Source organism: Streptomyces crystallinus (assembly GCF_039521265.1).
GTDB lineage: Bacteria > Actinomycetota > Actinomycetes > Streptomycetales > Streptomycetaceae > Streptomyces > Streptomyces crystallinus.
The window spans coordinates 1026803-1041638 of the sequence record NZ_BAAACA010000014.1 but is presented as its reverse complement, the minus strand read 5'-3'; the positions used below and the strand labels follow the sequence as shown (position 1 = coordinate 1041638).

At 73.2% G+C, this 14836-nt stretch carries 14 protein-coding genes and 1 tRNA gene; 4 read left to right on the top strand and 11 right to left on the bottom strand.

What is annotated here, in order from left to right; all coding sequences use genetic code 11:
* Window positions 1-22: 22 nt before the first annotated feature.
* From ABD236_RS15245 to ABD236_RS15230, 4 genes are all read right to left on the bottom strand, one after another.
* Complete coding sequence (locus ABD236_RS15245; protein ID WP_344074178.1) at window positions 23-709, bottom strand: FmdE family protein; 687 nt, start codon at window positions 707-709, stop codon at window positions 23-25.
* Window positions 710-776: 67 nt separating this feature from the next.
* Entirely contained in the window at window positions 777-1394 is a 618-nt protein-coding gene (locus ABD236_RS15240; protein ID WP_344074177.1) for an MPN domain-containing protein, read from the bottom strand.
* Window positions 1391-2845 (bottom strand): class-II fumarase/aspartase family protein, encoded by a 1455-nt coding sequence (locus tag ABD236_RS15235; protein WP_344074176.1) that lies wholly within the window; start codon window positions 2843-2845, stop codon window positions 1391-1393. The genes ABD236_RS15240 and ABD236_RS15235 overlap by 4 nt, the downstream gene beginning before the upstream one ends.
* A complete protein-coding gene (locus ABD236_RS15230; RefSeq protein ID WP_344074175.1) occupies window positions 2842-4086 on the bottom strand; it encodes a Glu/Leu/Phe/Val dehydrogenase dimerization domain-containing protein in 1245 nt (414 codons plus the stop codon). Before ABD236_RS15230 ends, ABD236_RS15235 begins: the two co-directional genes overlap by 4 nt.
* Window positions 4087-4259: 173 nt before the next feature.
* On the opposite strand from ABD236_RS15230, the gene ABD236_RS15225 reads away from it, so the two are divergent.
* A complete protein-coding gene (locus ABD236_RS15225; protein WP_344074174.1) occupies window positions 4260-4730 on the top strand; it encodes a MarR family winged helix-turn-helix transcriptional regulator in 471 nt (156 codons plus the stop codon).
* A gap of 377 nt (window positions 4731-5107) precedes the next feature.
* On the opposite strand, the gene ABD236_RS15220 is transcribed toward ABD236_RS15225, so the two are convergent.
* Window positions 5108-6214: a nitric oxide synthase oxygenase gene (locus ABD236_RS15220; RefSeq protein ID WP_425543871.1), complete on the bottom strand. Its 1107-nt coding sequence runs from the start codon at window positions 6212-6214 to the stop codon at window positions 5108-5110.
* A 424-nt stretch (window positions 6215-6638) separates the two neighbouring features.
* A complete protein-coding gene (locus ABD236_RS15215) occupies window positions 6639-7442 on the bottom strand; it encodes an AraC family transcriptional regulator (protein ID WP_344074173.1) in 804 nt (267 codons plus the stop codon).
* A 108-nt stretch (window positions 7443-7550) separates the two neighbouring features.
* On the opposite strand from ABD236_RS15215, the gene ABD236_RS15210 reads away from it, so the two are divergent.
* Window positions 7551-8717 (top strand): MFS transporter, encoded by a 1167-nt coding sequence (locus tag ABD236_RS15210; RefSeq protein WP_344074247.1) that lies wholly within the window; start codon window positions 7551-7553, stop codon window positions 8715-8717.
* Here the strand turns inward: ABD236_RS15210 and ABD236_RS15205 are convergent.
* Window positions 8669-9580 carry a diacylglycerol/lipid kinase family protein gene (locus tag ABD236_RS15205; RefSeq protein WP_344074172.1) on the bottom strand — a complete coding sequence of 304 codons (912 nt, stop codon included), beginning with the start codon at window positions 9578-9580 and terminating at the stop codon, window positions 8669-8671. The two genes, ABD236_RS15210 and ABD236_RS15205, sit on opposite strands and share 49 nt — an antisense overlap.
* 37 nt (window positions 9581-9617) lie before the next feature.
* Window positions 9618-9711: transfer RNA gene (locus tag ABD236_RS15200), tRNA-Cys, on the bottom strand.
* 222 nt (window positions 9712-9933) lie between these two features.
* Between ABD236_RS15200 and ABD236_RS15195 the strand changes: the two genes are divergently transcribed.
* Together ABD236_RS15195 and ABD236_RS15190 are read left to right on the top strand one after the other, a co-directional pair.
* Entirely contained in the window at window positions 9934-10605 is a 672-nt protein-coding gene (locus ABD236_RS15195) for a GDSL-type esterase/lipase family protein (RefSeq protein ID WP_344074171.1), read from the top strand.
* A 128-nt stretch (window positions 10606-10733) separates the two neighbouring features.
* A complete protein-coding gene (locus ABD236_RS15190; RefSeq protein ID WP_344074170.1) occupies window positions 10734-11654 on the top strand; it encodes a phosphatidylglycerol lysyltransferase domain-containing protein in 921 nt (306 codons plus the stop codon).
* Window positions 11655-11734: 80 nt separating this feature from the next.
* Here the strand turns inward: ABD236_RS15190 and ABD236_RS15185 are convergent, their stop codons facing one another.
* The 3 genes from ABD236_RS15185 to ABD236_RS15175 form a co-directional block, all read right to left on the bottom strand.
* Entirely contained in the window at window positions 11735-12496 is a 762-nt protein-coding gene (locus tag ABD236_RS15185) for an AfsR/SARP family transcriptional regulator (RefSeq protein ID WP_344074169.1), read from the bottom strand.
* A 237-nt stretch (window positions 12497-12733) separates the two neighbouring features.
* Entirely contained in the window at window positions 12734-13627 is an 894-nt protein-coding gene (locus ABD236_RS15180) for a hypothetical protein (protein WP_344074168.1), read from the bottom strand.
* Window positions 13624-14634, bottom strand: a complete 1011-nt coding sequence (locus tag ABD236_RS15175) for an SPFH domain-containing protein (protein ID WP_344074167.1) — start codon at window positions 14632-14634, stop codon at window positions 13624-13626. The genes ABD236_RS15180 and ABD236_RS15175 overlap by 4 nt, the downstream gene beginning before the upstream one ends.
* Window positions 14635-14836: the final 202 nt, after the last annotated feature.

Below are 14836 nucleotides of genomic sequence, written 5' to 3'. Positions count from 1 at the left end.
GTACGCGCTCGGTCGGCATCGGTCAGTGCTTGTGCTCGTGCTGGTGCCCGTGGTGGTGCTTGTGGCTCTGCGGGTGGTGCCCGTGGTCGCCGTGGCCCTCGGGCAGCACACCGCCGTGCGCGGCCAGATGGCAGGCCGGGCAGACCATCCGGCCGCGGTGGTCGTGCAGCGTCTCCACGCTGGTCGGCTCGCCGCAGTCCACGCAGAGGTCGGTGCGGGCCAGGTGCTTGACGCCCGGCGCCGGGGCCTCGACCTTCTCGACCGAGAGGATCTCCTCGTCCGCCGCGTCCAGGAGCGCGGTGATCCGCTCGCCCTGGAGCCGGGCGAAGGCCTGCTCGTCCTCCAGGGTCGCGGTGCCGTCGTCGATCCGGCCGGCCAGCGCCCAGATCTCCTCGGTGCGGAAGACGATGCTGCCCGCCTTCGCCTTTATCCGGACGGCGTGGGAGCCGTCGCGCTCCCAGAGCGTGAACACATTGCGGCCCGCGTCCTGGTGGATCAGATTGCGCTTGCCGTACGTACAGCCCGTGAGCACCTGGAGCGCGTCGACCGCGCACGCGTCGGTCTCGGAGACCAGGACCAGCGGCGTGGCCGGGTCCTTGAGGTCGAGGGCGGTGAGCGCGGCCTCGGCGACCCGGACGCCGAAGGCGGCGCCGGGGCATTCGTGGCCGTGGAAGCGGATGACGTCGTTGTATGCCTGGGTGCGGTCCATGACGGCCCCTTTTATGGGAGTGGAAGAGAAAGGTGCTCGGTTACGGGTGCGGCTCGGCCCGGGCGGTTCAGGCCCCGGCCGCGCGCATCCCGGGCAGCGGCGGGACGATACGGACGGTCGCCTCGCGGTCGTTGTCGCCCTCGAAGAACGCCCTCAGGACCGGGCGGTGCAGATCGACGACGGACAGGATGAACGTCCACTGGCCCGACTCGGCGGCCAGCACCCGGTCCAGACGGGTGCAGGTGTCCCGGAGCGGATCGTGCGGCCAGGGCACCCGGTGGGTGTGGTAGTTGCCGAACAGCACCCAGCCGGCGTCGTCGCACGCGTCGTCGATCGCCATCAGCTCGCGCGGGTCGGCGATCCAGCCGCGCTGGTCCATCGGCGTCTCGGACGGGATGGCGTGCTCCTCGACGACCTCGTCCATCCGGGCGCGGTGCCCGCTGTCGTGGCGCAGGTTGACGATGAGCGGGAAGACGGAGCCGACCTGGATGCCGCCGGGGACGGGGCGGCCCGCGAGCATTCCGAACGCCTTGCGCTCCTCGGTCTCGCCCGCCAGGTAGTGGCCGGTGAACTTCCGTACGGCGTGGGCCACCAGGCTGGCGTAGAGCGGGCGCGGGAAGACGATCTCGCGGGCCCCGGATATCTCCCCGGTGGCGGGTTCGGCGGTCGCGATCGCGGCGCTCATCGCGCGTCGCCGCCTTCCGCTCGCGCGGCCCGTGCCAGGGCCTCGCGGGCCCCGGCGACCGCCCGGCCGGTCAGGGCCACGGACTGGCCGAGGTAGGTCGCCGGGTCGAAGATCTCGTCGAGCGCGGCGGCGTCCAGCGGTGCGCCCGCGAGCCCGTCGCGGCCGGTCACCTCCCGCATCGAGGAGCCGTTCTCGCGCGCCGCCTGGACGAGCTCGTACACGTACTCGTGGGCGGTCTGCTTCCCGATGTGCTTGCCGAGCGCCAGCATCAGCTTCTCGGTGGCGATCTGCTCGGCGACCGCCGAGACGTTGGTGCGCAGCCGCTCCGGCCGGACCGCGAGGCCGCCGATCAGGTGCGTGACGATCTCGCACGCCGAGAGCGCGTAGTGCGAGGCGTCGGGCACACAGGCCCACTCGATGCGCAGGGACCGCGAGTCGCGCTCGTGGTCGCCGCCCAAGCACGCCAGCGCGTTGGCCATCTGGGCCGCGGTGAGCCGGGCCATGACGACGGCCTGCTCGCACGCCTCCGGGTTGCGCTTGTGCGGCATCGTGCTGCTGCCGACCTGGCCGTGCCGCCAGCCGATCTCCAGCTCGCCGAACTCGGGGCGGGACAGGACGCGCACCTCGTCCCCGATCCGCCCCATCGTCCCCGCCACCATGGCCAGGCACGACACGAACTCCACCACCCGGTCCCGCGACACGTGCCAGCCGACCGCCGGCGCCGCCAGCCCCAGCCGGGCGGCGAACGCGTCGAGCAGCGGCAGCGCCTGCTCGCCGAAGCCGGCCATGGTGCCGACGCCGCCGAAGAGCTGCGCCGCGAGGACCCGGGGCCGCAGCTGCTCGATGCGCTCCAGGTGCCGGACGATCTCGTCCAGCCAGCTGGCGACCTTGACGCCGAAGCCCATCGGCAGGGCGGGCTGGGCGTGGGTGCGGCCCAGCGCCACGGTGGCCCCGTTGGCCTCGGCGAGCTCCGCGAGCTGCCCGGCGAGGCCCCGCAGCAGCCGCTCCATCTCGTCCAGGACGTCCCGCATCTCCAGCACCTGCGCGGTGTCCTGGATGTCCTGGGTGGTGGCGCCGTAATGCACGTACTCCCCGGCGCCGCCCTCGCAGGAGGCCTGGAAGACGCGCAGGAAGCCGACGAGCGAATGGCTGGTGCGGCGGATCTCCGCCTGGATCGCGGGCAGGTCGAGCCGGTCCACGTCGGCGGCCTCCGCGATCATCCGCGCGGCCGCCTCCGGGATGATGCCCAGCTCGCCCTGGGTCAGGGCGAGCGCCGCCTCGACGTCGAGCCACCGTTGATAGCGACATCGGTCGCAGAAGATGCGGTGGCTGGCCTGGGTGCTGTACCGGTGCCCGTAGAAGCGCGAGTCGGTGATGTGGCCGCGTAAGTGGGCGCACTCGGTGGTCTGCGGGGCGGTGGCCGGGGTCTCGGGCGAGGGTGCGGTGGTCATGACGGTCGCCTCTCGGACTTCAGCGGGGTACGGACGGAACGCCCCCGGCTGCCCCGGGGTGTGGGGCGGGCCGGGCGGTAGGGACTGGCGCCATACGGCTTCTCGCGGGGCGAGACGATCGCGGAGGCGGCGATGCCCTCGGCCACCTGGCGGGGGCTGACCCGCCGGTCGCGGGCCCCGCAGAGGATGTCCCCGACGAGCTCGCGCATCATCGCGCCGATGGTGTCGAGCACCTCGGGCGCCGTCGGGGTGGCGTGCGGTCCGAACAGCGCCTCCATGGACGCCGAGCCGCCGATCCCGCCGATGAAGTCGGGGACCACCACGACCCCGCGGTCGAGCAGCAGCCGCTCGGCGGTGGGGCTGAGCCCGCAGTTGGCGCCCACGGCGACGATCGGCACCGGCAGCACCGCCGCCCGCTCGGCCGTGACGGCGTCCTCCCCGCCCGCCAGGACCAGGACGTCCGCGGGCAGCTCGAACAGGGCCTCGCGGGGCAGCCGCATCGGTTCGGCCAGCAGGCTCTGGACCGGGCGGCGCTGGTCGAGGGTGAGCATGCGGGCGATGTCGAGGCCGCGCGGGTCGACCGCGCAGCCGTACTCGTCGGAGACGACCGTGATGCGTACGCCCGCTTCGAGCAGGGCGAGGGCCGCGGCCCGGCCCAGGTTGCCGAAGCCCTGGAGGGCGACGCTGACCTGGCTGTCGCGACGGCCGGTGTGGGCGGTGGCGGCGAGCGCGGAGTGGGCGAGGGCCTGGCCGGCCCGGCGCTGGCCGAGCGTGAGCAGGCCGACGCGGGTGTCGAGCAGGTCCATCCGGGCACGGAACTCCCGCTCGGTGATCCGCTGGGCGCGCCGGACGGCGGCCTTGGCGGAGCCGACGCCGAGCGCGGCGGCCATCTTGTCGAGCTCCTCGAACCGGGTGCCCATGTCGCAGCCCATGCTGAAGCGGGTGGAGAGCTCGTCGGACAGGAAGGCGACGAAGCGGCGCAGCACCTCCGCGCGGTGCGGCCCGTTCGGGTCGTAGGCGATGCCGCACTTGGCGCCGTCCACGTTGACCCCCAGCACGCGCTGCTTGAGCGTCATGCGGCTCGCCAGGGTCTGGAGGGTGTCGGCGGTGAGCCCGGCCTGCATACGGCACCCGCCCGCCGCGAGGCGGCAGTCCGTGGCGTCGTACACAAGGTAGCCGGGACAGTGCTCGACCGGATCTGAATACTCGATGACGCTGACCATGGTTCCCCCGTCGGTCATGAAGATCGCGCAGTGACGGCGCGCAAAAGGAGCAAGAGAGATCGTCTGCTACAGTGACAATCAGGTGCTCTGTCGATTCGGGAGCATGGCCGACCGGTGACTTGGCAGTCAAGGGGCCTGCTGCGCAGCCCTCATGATGGGCCGTCACCACTGGAGGGTGAACCGGAAAAGTGATGGCGAAGCGGGAACCGAACAGTGGGACACAGCCGTTGTTCCAGGGGTTGCAAGGCTGGCACGGCTTCCTTCTCCGCAAGGCCGGCCAGCGTTTCACCGAGCAGGCCGAGCAGGCGCTGGCGCATCTGGACATCACGCTGCGTCAGTTCGGGGTGCTGAACGTGGTGGACTCCGAGCCCGGGATCAACCAGCGGATGGTCGGACAGACCCTCCGTATCGACCGGACGACCATCGTCGGACTCGTCGACGACCTGGAGCGGAAGAACCTCCTGGAGCGCCGCCGCGGCGCCGACCGCAGAACCTTCGCGCTCTATCTGACCGACCGCGGCACCGTGTGCTTGCGGGATGCCGGGGATCTGATGGTCAAGATCCATGAATCCTTTTTGCAGCCCCTGTCGGTGGCGGAGCGCGATGTGCTGCGTGAGCTGCTGCAACGGCTGGCGGTCGCGGACGACTCGCAGAGCCTCTAGCGGCCCGGGTGCCGGGCTCGCCCAAGGCCCTTCTGCTACAGATGATTTGACGACCCATCAACCCATTGCGGTGCGTCACTCTTGCGCATCATGTGCAATTACGCCAGTCTGGCAGTGGGTCTGTCGGCATGCCCTCCGCCCTACGGAGGCCCGGGCGTTCTCGTCGTGTACGGCGCCCGCAGCGGCACCGCCCCCTGTCGTGGGTCGCGGCGGTCGGCCGCACCAAGGGGTTCGGGCCCATGGCTGGAGGGCCCCGGCGGACAGAAGTACCAGCGAATCTCAGCCTCCCGGGGGACACGGCGGTACGCCCACGTCCCCGCACCCGCCTACGTCCGCCCCTTCCCCGGGGGCCGGTTCCTCAGTGGCCCGTACGCCCGTCACGACGTGCGCCGAATCGATTCGCCACGCGCCCGGGCGGCCGCCTCGGGGTGGTGCGCGAACCCCGGCCGCAGCTCCGCCGTGTCATAGGTGCGGTGGAAGACCTCGGTGGTGGCGCCGGACATCGGGGGCACGATCCAGGACCAGTCGGCGGGGACCGTGCGGCCCTTGTGCTCCTCGCGCTCCAAGTGGCGTACGAAGCGGCGCGACTCGGTGTGGTGGTCGGCCATGGTGACGCCCGCGCGGTCGAAGGAGTGCAGCACGGCCCGGTTGAGCTCGACCAGGGCGCGGTCCTTCCACAGGGAGCGGTCGTCGGTGGTGTCCAGGCCGAGGCGTTCGGCGACGCGGGGCAGGAGGTCGTACCGGTCGGTGTCGGCGAGGTTGCGGGCGCCGATCTCGGTGCCCATGTACCAGCCGTTGAAGGGGGCGGCCGGGTAGTGGATGCCGCCGATCTCCAGACACATCCCGGAGATCGCGGGCACGGCGTGCCAGCGCAGCCCCCACGCGCGGCCCCAGTCGTCCTCGGGGTGGTCCAGCGGCACTTCGAGGACCGCGTCGCCGGGCAGCTCGAAGACGCGCGGCTTGTCGTGCAGGCCCTCGACGACCAGCGGGAGCACGTCGAAGGCGGTACGCGGCCCGCCCGGCCAGCCGAGCCGCAGCGCGAGCTCGGTGAGCCCGGCGTTGCGCGGATCGCCCAGCACACGGCCGTCGGGGAGGCGGTAGCCCGCGTACCGGATCAGCTGCTCGTTCCAGATGCGGGGCGCGGGGCGGCCCGGCGCGTCCGGGGCGAACACGGTGATCAGCGGCCGGACGCGGCCGCCGTTGGTGGCCTCGCGCAGATGCTCGGCACACGCCTCGGCGATCGGCTCGGCGTCGGTGAGGTGGCGCAGATCGCGCACGCGCAGCGAACGCCAGTAGAGCCGTCCGATGCACCGGTTGCTGTTGCGCCAGGCCACCCGCGCCCCGAACTCCAGCTCCTGCGCGGTGTGCCGGTACGTTCCCGTCGCCCGGATCTCGTCCCGTATCTCCGCGAGGCGGCGCTCCGGGCCGCCGAGCGCGGGCTCCTCCGCGCGGTGCAGCCGGACGAACTCCGCGGCCTCGCGCAACAGCGTCCCCTCGGCCGGGGTCGGCCCGCCGCTTGCCGACCGCCTCGGCCTGGCGAGGAATTTCCGTATCACGCGCACCTCCGGGCCCAACGACGATCGGTGGGCCGATGATGCCCGCGATCCACGGGTGACGGACGGCCGTTGCCGGGCAGTGAGGGGCAACTGGCGCGTTCGGATCGTGCGATGACTGTTTTTGGTTGGGTGGGGGTTCTTGTGCCCGGTCTTTGTCTGCGGCTGGGTGGCGGGTTGCTCGCGCAGTTCCCCGCGCCCCTCAGGGGGTTGGGCCCAGCCGGAGAGCTCTGCTCAGCCACGGGCTTTCAGGGGCGCGGGGAACTGCGCGACCAGCCACGTCGGGCCGGTAGTCGACAACGTCGTATGTCCGTCCGTGCGCCGGTGGCCGCTTCTCGCGCCGTTCCCCGCGCCCCTAACTGCTCAGGGGCGTGGGGAACTGCGCGCTCAGCCACAACGGGGCCGCGCCCGAATGCAGCGCCCGGCCCGCCCCCGGCGTATGTCCGAACGCCCGGCGGAACACGTCGATGAACGCGCTCGTCGACGACCACCCGCACTGCCGGGCCACCGACGTCACCGTCGCGTCCCCCGCGAGCAGCACCAGCGCGTGGTGCAGCCGCAGTTGCGTACGCCACTGCGGGAACGTCATCCCCATCTCGGCCCGGAACAGCCGCGCCAGAGTGCGCGCGCTCGCCCCCACCGCCGTGCCGAGCGCCGCCAGCGAGCGGGGGTCGGCCGGGTTCTCGTCCAGGATCGCGCAGAGCGCCGCCAGCCGGGGGTCGCGGGCGGTGGGCAGGTGCAGTGGCTGCTCGGGAGCGTGCCGCAACTGGTCCAGGACGACCGCCAGCATCCGGCGGTCCTCGGGCGTCTCCTTCGGCCCCGGCGAGCTGTACGCGATGATCAGCTCGCGCAGCAGCGGCCCCACCGCCAGCACCGCGGGCCGCTCGAGGCCCAGCGGATCGCGGTCCACCGGAACACCCACGGTGTGCAGCGCGGTCTCCCCGTACGCCCGGTGCTCGTGCGGGGTCCCGGCCGGCACCCAGATCGCCCGGGTGGCCGGGGCGACCCAACTGCCCGCGTCCGTGGTCACGGAGAGGACGCCGCGGCCCGCGTAGACGACCTGGTGCACCTCGTGGCGGTGCGCCCGTACCCCCGTACCCGGCGCGAGGTACCGGGTTGTGGTGGGGACGTGCGGCGGACCGTGGCGGAAAATCGGCACAGCTCGGCACTTTATCGGAAGCCCGCCGAGGGGCCGCGCTCGCAGGATCGAGGGGTGACGACGACAGCGCAGCCGACGAAGGCCCCCAGGGCGTCCGCGATCACGGTGATGGCCCTCGGCCACGCCGCGGTCGACTTCTACCAGGGGGCGGTGCCCGCGCTCGTCCCCTTCCTGGTCGCCGAGCGCGGCTACGGCTATACGGCGGCGTCCGGCGTCGTCCTCGCCGCGACCCTGCTCTCCTCGGTCGTCCAGCCCCTGTTCGGCGCGCTCACCGACCGGTGGACGATGCCGTGGCTGATCCCGGTGAGCAGCCTCTGCGCGGGCGTGGGCATCGCCCTGTCCGGCCTCGGCGGCTCCTACGCGCTGACCTGGCTGGCGGTCGCGCTCGCCGGGATCGGCGTCGCCGCCTACCACCCCGAGTCCGCGCGGCTCGCCCGGGCCGCCGGCCGGGGCAGCCATGTCGCCATGGGCTGGTACTCACTGGGCGGCACCCTCGGCTTCGCGCTCGCACCCGTCGTCGTGGGGCCGGTGCTCACGGCCGGAGGGCTGGGGGCGACGCCATGGCTGGTGGTGCCCGCGGTGGCCGGGGTCCTCGGCACGGCGTCGGCGGTGCGGGTCCTGGCGCGGCGGACGGCGGCCGGGCAGGCCGCCGCCGCCCGGTCCGCCGCGCCGGACAACTGGCCGGTGTTCCTGCGGCTCTCGGCGATCGTGGTGTGCCGCTCGGTGGTCTTCGTCGGCCTGAGCGCCTTCATCGGCCTCTACGCCCAGGAGCGCGTCGGCGGCGGCCCCGCGACCGGGTCGGCCGCGCTGTTCACCCTCTTCGCGGGCGGGGCGGCGGGGACCGTCGCCGGGGGACGGCTCGCGGTGCGCTGGGGCCGGGTCCGTACCGTACGGATCGCGTACGCCGCCTCGGTCCCGGCCGTGGCGGGCGTGGTCCTGGTGCCCGGGCCCGCGCTCCTCGCCCTCGCCGCACTGGCGGCCGCCGTGCTGTACGTGCCGTTCTCCCTCCACGTCACCCTCGGACAGGACTTCCTGCCGAGCCGGGTCGGCACCGCGAGCGGGGTGACGCTGGGGCTCGCGGTGAGCGTCGGGGGAGTGGTCTCGCCGGGGATCGGCGCGCTGGGCGAGACGGTGGGCCTCGGGTGGGCGCTCGCCCCGCTGATCGGTCTGTGCGCCCTCGCCTGGTGGCTGGCGCGCGGGCTGCCCGAGCCGGCCGCGCCGGAGGGCTACGGGGCGAGCACCGGCAGCGCGCGCGGGACCACGTCCAGCGTGTAGCGGTCCGAGCCGGTGTACAGCAGGTCGCCGTCGTGCTCGAAGAAGAGCGGCTCGCCGTCCGTGCGCTCCACCACCACCTGGCGTCCCCGCGCGTACACCACCCCGGCGCGCCCCACATGGCTGCCGTCCCGGGCCAGGCGCACCATCTCCCGCAGCGGCAGCCGCGCGCCCGCCACACAGATGTCGAGGAGCCCGTCGTCCAGGACCGAGCGGGGCAGCGGCATGAACTGCCCGCCCCGCCGCCGGCCGCCGCCCACCAGGACCGAGACGGTCTCACCGCACTGCACGACGGCCCCGTCCACGCTCACCCGCCCCCGGTAAGGCCGAAACGCGATCATCGTCCGCGCCACCGCCGACTGATAGCGCCGCCGGTCCGGCCCCAGCGCGTCCCGCACACTGGTCAGCGCCTGCGCGGCGAGCCCCGACGAGGCGCCGAGCAGGGCCAGTTCACCGGTCTCGGCGATCCGCGCCAGATCGACGCGGCGGATCCGGGGCGCCGCCAGCGCGGCCTCCAGGGCGGCGGGCCAGGGCCGGTCGGACCACAGCTCGCGGTAGAAGGAGTTGCCCCGGCCGCCGGGCAGGACAAGCAGGGCGGCGCGCCGCTCCTCCCGCCCGGCGAGCAGCCCCGTCACGATCTCGTGGGCGGTGCCGTCGCCCCCCACGCACACCAGGACGGCCGGGCCGCCCGGCCCGCCCGCGGCGCGGGCGAGCTGCTGGGCATGGCCCGGCCGCTCTGTCACAGCCAGCTCGACGGGCGTTCCGGCCCCCGCGATCCGTCGCGCGACCTTGTGAGCCATCTCCCGCGAGTACGTTCCCGCGGCTGGATTGCCTACCACCAGAACGGACTTGGGGGACGGACTCATCGACGGACACCTCGGCGCGCTCGGCGAAGCAGTGCTGTGGCGGAGAGGGCAGGATTCGAACCTGCGCGGGCGCACGTGCCCGGTCCGGCGCGTGCCCGGAACCCCCGGTGGACCTCTTCGGGTACCTCTCCCATCCTCGTACGGATGGATCCTGGCGGGGGCCGCTGAGACCCCACTGAGACGACACTGAGACGCGTGTCTTACCCGGCGCGCCCCGGGGTACCCGTCGCGGGCGGCCGGGGGTGGCCCGAACTGCGCTTCACACAACTGTCCTGGTGCCACAGGCGGTTGACTACCGGACAGCCGGTCATTACGACGGCAGCGCGGGGGCGAGCGAAAGGCGGGGCTGTGCGATGGAGGACGACGATCCGCGCTGTCTGCGCCCGGGCGAGGCCAGGGCCCTGCTCGGCGGCCTCCCGTGGCGGCGGGCCGTGGTGCTCAGCGGCCAGGAGGGCCGGCTCGCCCGGGGTGCGGTGGTCCCCGGCTACCGGCCCCGGGTCTGGCCCGACCGGGTGGCCCGGGCGCTGCGCGAGGCCCGCCCCGGCCTCGCCTGTCTGCTGGTGCAGGCCCGGCGCGAACTCGTCCTCGCCGAGGTGCGCTCGCGCCAGCTCGCCCAGGCACTCGCCTTCCGGGCCGACCTCGCCCTGATCGTGTGCGGTGGGCCGGACGTGCGGGCGCGCCGGTTCGACGCGGATGCGGTGGAGACCGAACTCAGCCGAATCGTCGCCTCGTTGCAGGAGACGGCCTGTCGCCACACCGTGGTCGTCAGCCCCTTCGACTGGTCCGCCTCCGGTCAGGTGGCCCCGGCGCAGCGCGACCGGGTGCGCTCCCGCCAGCGCCTTTTGGTGGAGCGGCTGACGATAGTGACGCTTCGTCATGGGGCGCTGCACATCGACCTGATGAAGCAGCCGGACACCGACCCCCGTACGCTGTGGGCCCCGCAGCCGGGCCGGCTGAACAGCCTGGGGCACGCGGTGGCCGCGGCGGCGGTGGTGCGGACCCTGGCCGCCTGCCTGGCGCCGTAGGCCTTGCGAGCCGGCGCGGATCCCGTCGGCAGGGCCCCGCTGAGAGGACTCTGAGACGGGACTGAGACCGCCGTGTCAGGGAATTGGTGCCTGTCGCTGCGACGATGCTCGTGACAGGGGGGAATGTCATGAGCATCGACACCTTCGCCGTGGGCAGCGGCGACACGGATTTCGGCGCGTTACGCGCCTATGGCGACAATCCCGGTGCCTTTCCCGCGATGAGCGAGGGGGCGGAGTATTTCACCGTGGCGGGACGGCAGGGGGTGATCCCTTATCGGGACACCGGCGCTCAGCTGCACCAGAGCGCCGGAGTGATCGCTCCCCACGACGGCCAGGAGCCCTTGCTGCGCGCCTTCGTGGAATTCGCCGCGGAGCGCCGCCGCAAAGTGGTGGCCACCGGGCTGCGGCGCGCGGAGGCCCAGCTGTTCTCGCGCTGCGGCTTCACGGTGAACCAGGCGGGCTCCTCCTATGCGCTCTACCTTCCCGAATTCCGCCTCGGCGGCCCGCGCCTGGCCGCACTGCGGCTCGCGGTCTCCCGGGCGTGGCTGGCGGGGGTGGAAGCGGCCGAAGAGGCGTACGAGGACAGCGGCACCGCAGCCGGGGAGGCGGGCGGGCGGCGGGTGTTCACCGGCCGCGTCGGGGACGAGACCGTCGCCCGCGTCACCTATCTGCCGGTCTTCGGCGGCCGCCCGGGCTGGCTGCACCACACCGCCCACCGGGTGCCCGGCGCCCCGCAGGGCGCCCTGGAAGCGGTCAACCTGGAGGCCGTACGGGTCCTCACGGCTGAGCGGGCCCAGTGGCTGCACCTCGGGTTCACCCCGTTCGCCGGGCTCTGCGCGCAGTACGAACTGGGCTCGGCGAGCGTGCTGGCGGCGAGGCTGCTGCGGCTGGCCGCCGAACGCGGCGAGTGGCGCCACCGGGCGGCCGAGCGGCTCGCCTACCAGCGGACCTGGGATCCGCATCTGGTCCAGCCCGGCTATCTGGCGTGGCAGGGCGGGGCGGCCGCCGGGGCGCTGGGCCGGCTGCTGGCTCTGGCCAAGTCACCCTGACGGACGCCCCGAGGGCCTGTCGTGGCGGCCGTGTCGTCGCCTGCCGGGCGGACCGGAAGGCGACGACACGCCCCCCGTGATCAGAGCGCGACCGGCTCCCTCCTCAGGATGTCCTGGAAGCGGGCGCGCAGCGCGTCCCCAGGCTCCAGGCCGAGGTTGTGCGAGAGCCGCTGCCGGGTGCGGTGGTAGGCGTCGAGTGCCTCGGCCTGGCGGCCCGAGCGGTACAGCGCGGTGATGAGCTGCTCGCAAAACCGCTCCCGCAGTGGGTACTGGGCGTGCAGCTGCTGGAGTTCGGTGACCACCTCGCGATGTCTGCCGAGGTCCAGCTCGGCGTCGAAGAGGTGCTCGTACGCCATCAGCCGCACCTCGGTGAGCCGGGTGTAGGCGAGCCGGCTGATCATGCCCTGGCCGGTGTCGAGGAGCGCGGGCCCGCGCCACAGGGCGAGGGCCTCGGTGAGCAGCTTGACCACCCGCTCGGGCGAGGCCCGGCGTGCGGCGGTGGCCTGCCGCACCAGGGCGGTGAACAGCGAGGCGTCGACGTCCCGTTCGGGCAGCGACAGCGCATAGCCGAAGCTGGACGTCTGGATGAGGCCGCGCGGCCCGTCGCGCCCCGTGCGGGACTCGATGATGCGGCGCAGCCGGGCGACATGGCCCTGGAGCGAGTTCTCGGCGTTGCGGGGGAGTTCCTCTCCCCACAGCTCGTCGATGAGATCGTGACGTGAGACGGGCCGGCCGGGCGAGAGGGCGAGTGCCGCCACGATCGCGCGTAACTTCTCCCCCGGAACGCGGAAGGTGAGATGGCCGTCGGTGATTTCCAGAGATCCGAGCAGACGAACTTTCAACGTGCTTCCCCCGTGCTTCGTGCTGGAATCCTTCGACTCCGCCCGACGCCAGCCAGGGATCTTCCCGGCAGCGCCGGTGGATGTTGATGATCTCCACTGCGAAAAAAGCGGTGATCTTACCCCGTAACGAACATGGATGAAGAGTATTTGTCGCTTCTGACAGGGTCAACGTGATTTATAGACCCGTCATACGCTGTGAGGGGGCTCACGCGGGAGCGCGCCCACGGCACACGGGGCTCATCCGACCAGCCGCAGCGCGATGTCCGACCGCCCCACGCTCACTGTCTGTCCCCACGTCAACTCCAGCGCGTCCGACTCGATTCCGTCGCCGAAGGCCACCAGGCGGTCCGACTCGACCGTCAGCCGAAGGCGCTCGACGCCGTCGAGCACCCCTTCCACCAAGGCCGTCCCGGTCGTCGGGGAGGGCCAGGCCTCCCGTACGAACCAGACGAGCCGGGGGTCGGCCGGGCCCGGCAGCGCGAGCCGGCTGCCGCGCTGCTGCCACAGCGAGCGCAGCCAGCCCGTGGCCCCCGTGCCGGTGCCGACCAGCAGACCCGAGGAGGCCTGGGGCTCCGGGGCGGCGTCCGGGTCGTCCGGGCCCAGACGGTAGCGGGCGGTCTGGTGGCCCGGCGGCCCCAGATAGATCTCGTTCAGCGCGAGCAGCCGCTGGGTGTCGTCCGCGACCGCCTCCACCATGGTGAGCTCGTCGGCGCGGGCCGAGCCCGCCTCCGGCAGCAACTTCCGCGCGTCGGACGGGCGGTGACGGACCAGCACGCCCGGGTTGCGGCCCGGGTCGGTGTCGATGCCGACCACGGGCTGGCCCGAGAGGTACTTGGCCGCGTTCGCCACCAGCCCGTCCTGCCCGACCACCACGACCACGTCCTGCGGCGCGAACAGGAACCGGTCCAGATCGGCCCGCTCCACCCGCGACTGGCGCCACTGGAGCGGCACCGCCGCCGCGACCTCGGCGAGCGCCCGCCGGGTGCGGTGATGGCGCTCGGCCACCTCGTCGAGGGAGCGGCCGCGCGAGGCGAGGAAGAACGCGGCCTGGCCGTGGGTGCCGTGCCGGGCCAGCAACTCCTCGTACTCCGTGGTGCGGTGGACGAGCACCGCGCGCGGCGCCAGGCTCACCGCTCCTCACCGCCCGGGCGGGCCAGCTTGGCGAGCAGCCCGGTGAGCACGTCGGGGGAGAGGGTGAGGCTGTCGATCCGGGGCAGGTTCTCGGCCAGCCGGGTCGCCGTGAGGGCGTGCAGCGTCGCCGGGTCGCAGTCGCCGTGCACCCGCAGCCAGGCGGCCTGCGCCTGGGCGCGGGCCTCGCCGGTGGTACGGGCGGCCTCCGCCTCGGCCTCGGCGAGCCGGACCGTACGGGCCGCCTCGGCCCGGGCGCGCACCCCGTCGGCGGCCGCGTTCTCCTCGGCCTCGCGGCGGGCGTTGGTGCCGCGCTGCTCGACCAACTGCTCTTCCCTGCGGGCCAGTTCGATCCGGCTGGCGAGCTCGTTCTCGGCGATCGTGCGCTCGCGCTCGACGGCCACCGCCCGGCGCTCGTAGGTGGCCCGGTCGGCCTCCTGCTGGATCTGCTCGCGGGCGGGGGTGCGCAGCGCCCGCTCGACCTCCGGCTCGGGGCGGATGGCCACCACCCGGACCGCCACCACCTCGATGCCGGTGGCGGGCAGCCGGGGCTCGGCCGCCAGCCCGTCCGAGATCCGCTCGCGCACGGACGCCACCCCGTCGACGAGGGCCGCCGCGAGCGGGGTGCGGGCGAGCACGTCGAGCGCGTGCTGCTGGGCGGTCTCGGTGAGCAGCGTGGACAGCTGCTCCAGCGGGGCGCCGCGCCACACACCGCTGTCCGGGTCGACCGAGAAGTCCAGCCGGGCGGCGGCGACGGCCGGGTCGCTGATCCGGTACGTGACGGTGGCCTGCGCGGTCACGTCCTGGAAGTCGGAGGTACGGGCGTGGAAGGCCATCGCCAACTCCCGGTCGTCGACCGGCACTTCGGAGAGGGCGGCGGTCAGCGGTCGGAACCAGAAGCTGAGCCCCGGCCCGTCGTGGACGAGCTTGCCGCGCCGGTGGTGGCGGATATGGGCGGTGGGGGCGGAGCGCAGATGACGCCAGCCCAGACGGCGGTTGATGTCGGCCATGACGGGACCTCCTGTTTTCGTCATGGCGACGATATTGGGTCGCCTCAATATCGTCAAGATGACGAAATGAGGCCCGGCCCCACGGGTCTTTACTCGTCCGGTATCCGCGAAGCCGTTGACATGTACCGGCCGCGTCATGAATCTTGATGCTCGAAACTCCACTGTTCCAAGCATGAACGCGCACGAACTGCACCCCCTGTTG

Bases quoted from the DNA above. Each gene is read 5' to 3' on its own strand.
- ABD236_RS15210 (WP_344074247.1), top strand. From the start codon at position 7,551: ATGGCCCTCGGCCACGCCGCGGTCGACTTCTACCAGGGGGCGGTGCCC.
- ABD236_RS15230 (WP_344074175.1), bottom strand. From the start codon at position 4,086: ATGACCGACGGGGGAACCATGGTCAGCGTCATCGAGTATTCAGATCCG.
- ABD236_RS15225 (WP_344074174.1), top strand. From the start codon at position 4,260: ATGGCGAAGCGGGAACCGAACAGTGGGACACAGCCGTTGTTCCAGGGG.
- ABD236_RS15235 (WP_344074176.1), bottom strand. From the start codon at position 2,845: ATGACCACCGCACCCTCGCCCGAGACCCCGGCCACCGCCCCGCAGACC.
- ABD236_RS15245 (WP_344074178.1), bottom strand. From the start codon at position 709: ATGGACCGCACCCAGGCATACAACGACGTCATCCGCTTCCACGGCCAC.
- ABD236_RS15205 (WP_344074172.1), bottom strand. From the start codon at position 9,580: ATGAGTCCGTCCCCCAAGTCCGTTCTGGTGGTAGGCAATCCAGCCGCG.
- ABD236_RS15190 (WP_344074170.1), top strand. From the start codon at position 10,734: ATGAGCATCGACACCTTCGCCGTGGGCAGCGGCGACACGGATTTCGGC.
- ABD236_RS15240 (WP_344074177.1), bottom strand. From the start codon at position 1,394: ATGAGCGCCGCGATCGCGACCGCCGAACCCGCCACCGGGGAGATATCC.
- ABD236_RS15195 (WP_344074171.1), top strand. From the start codon at position 9,934: ATGGAGGACGACGATCCGCGCTGTCTGCGCCCGGGCGAGGCCAGGGCC.
- ABD236_RS15175 (WP_344074167.1), bottom strand. From the start codon at position 14,634: ATGGCCGACATCAACCGCCGTCTGGGCTGGCGTCATCTGCGCTCCGCC.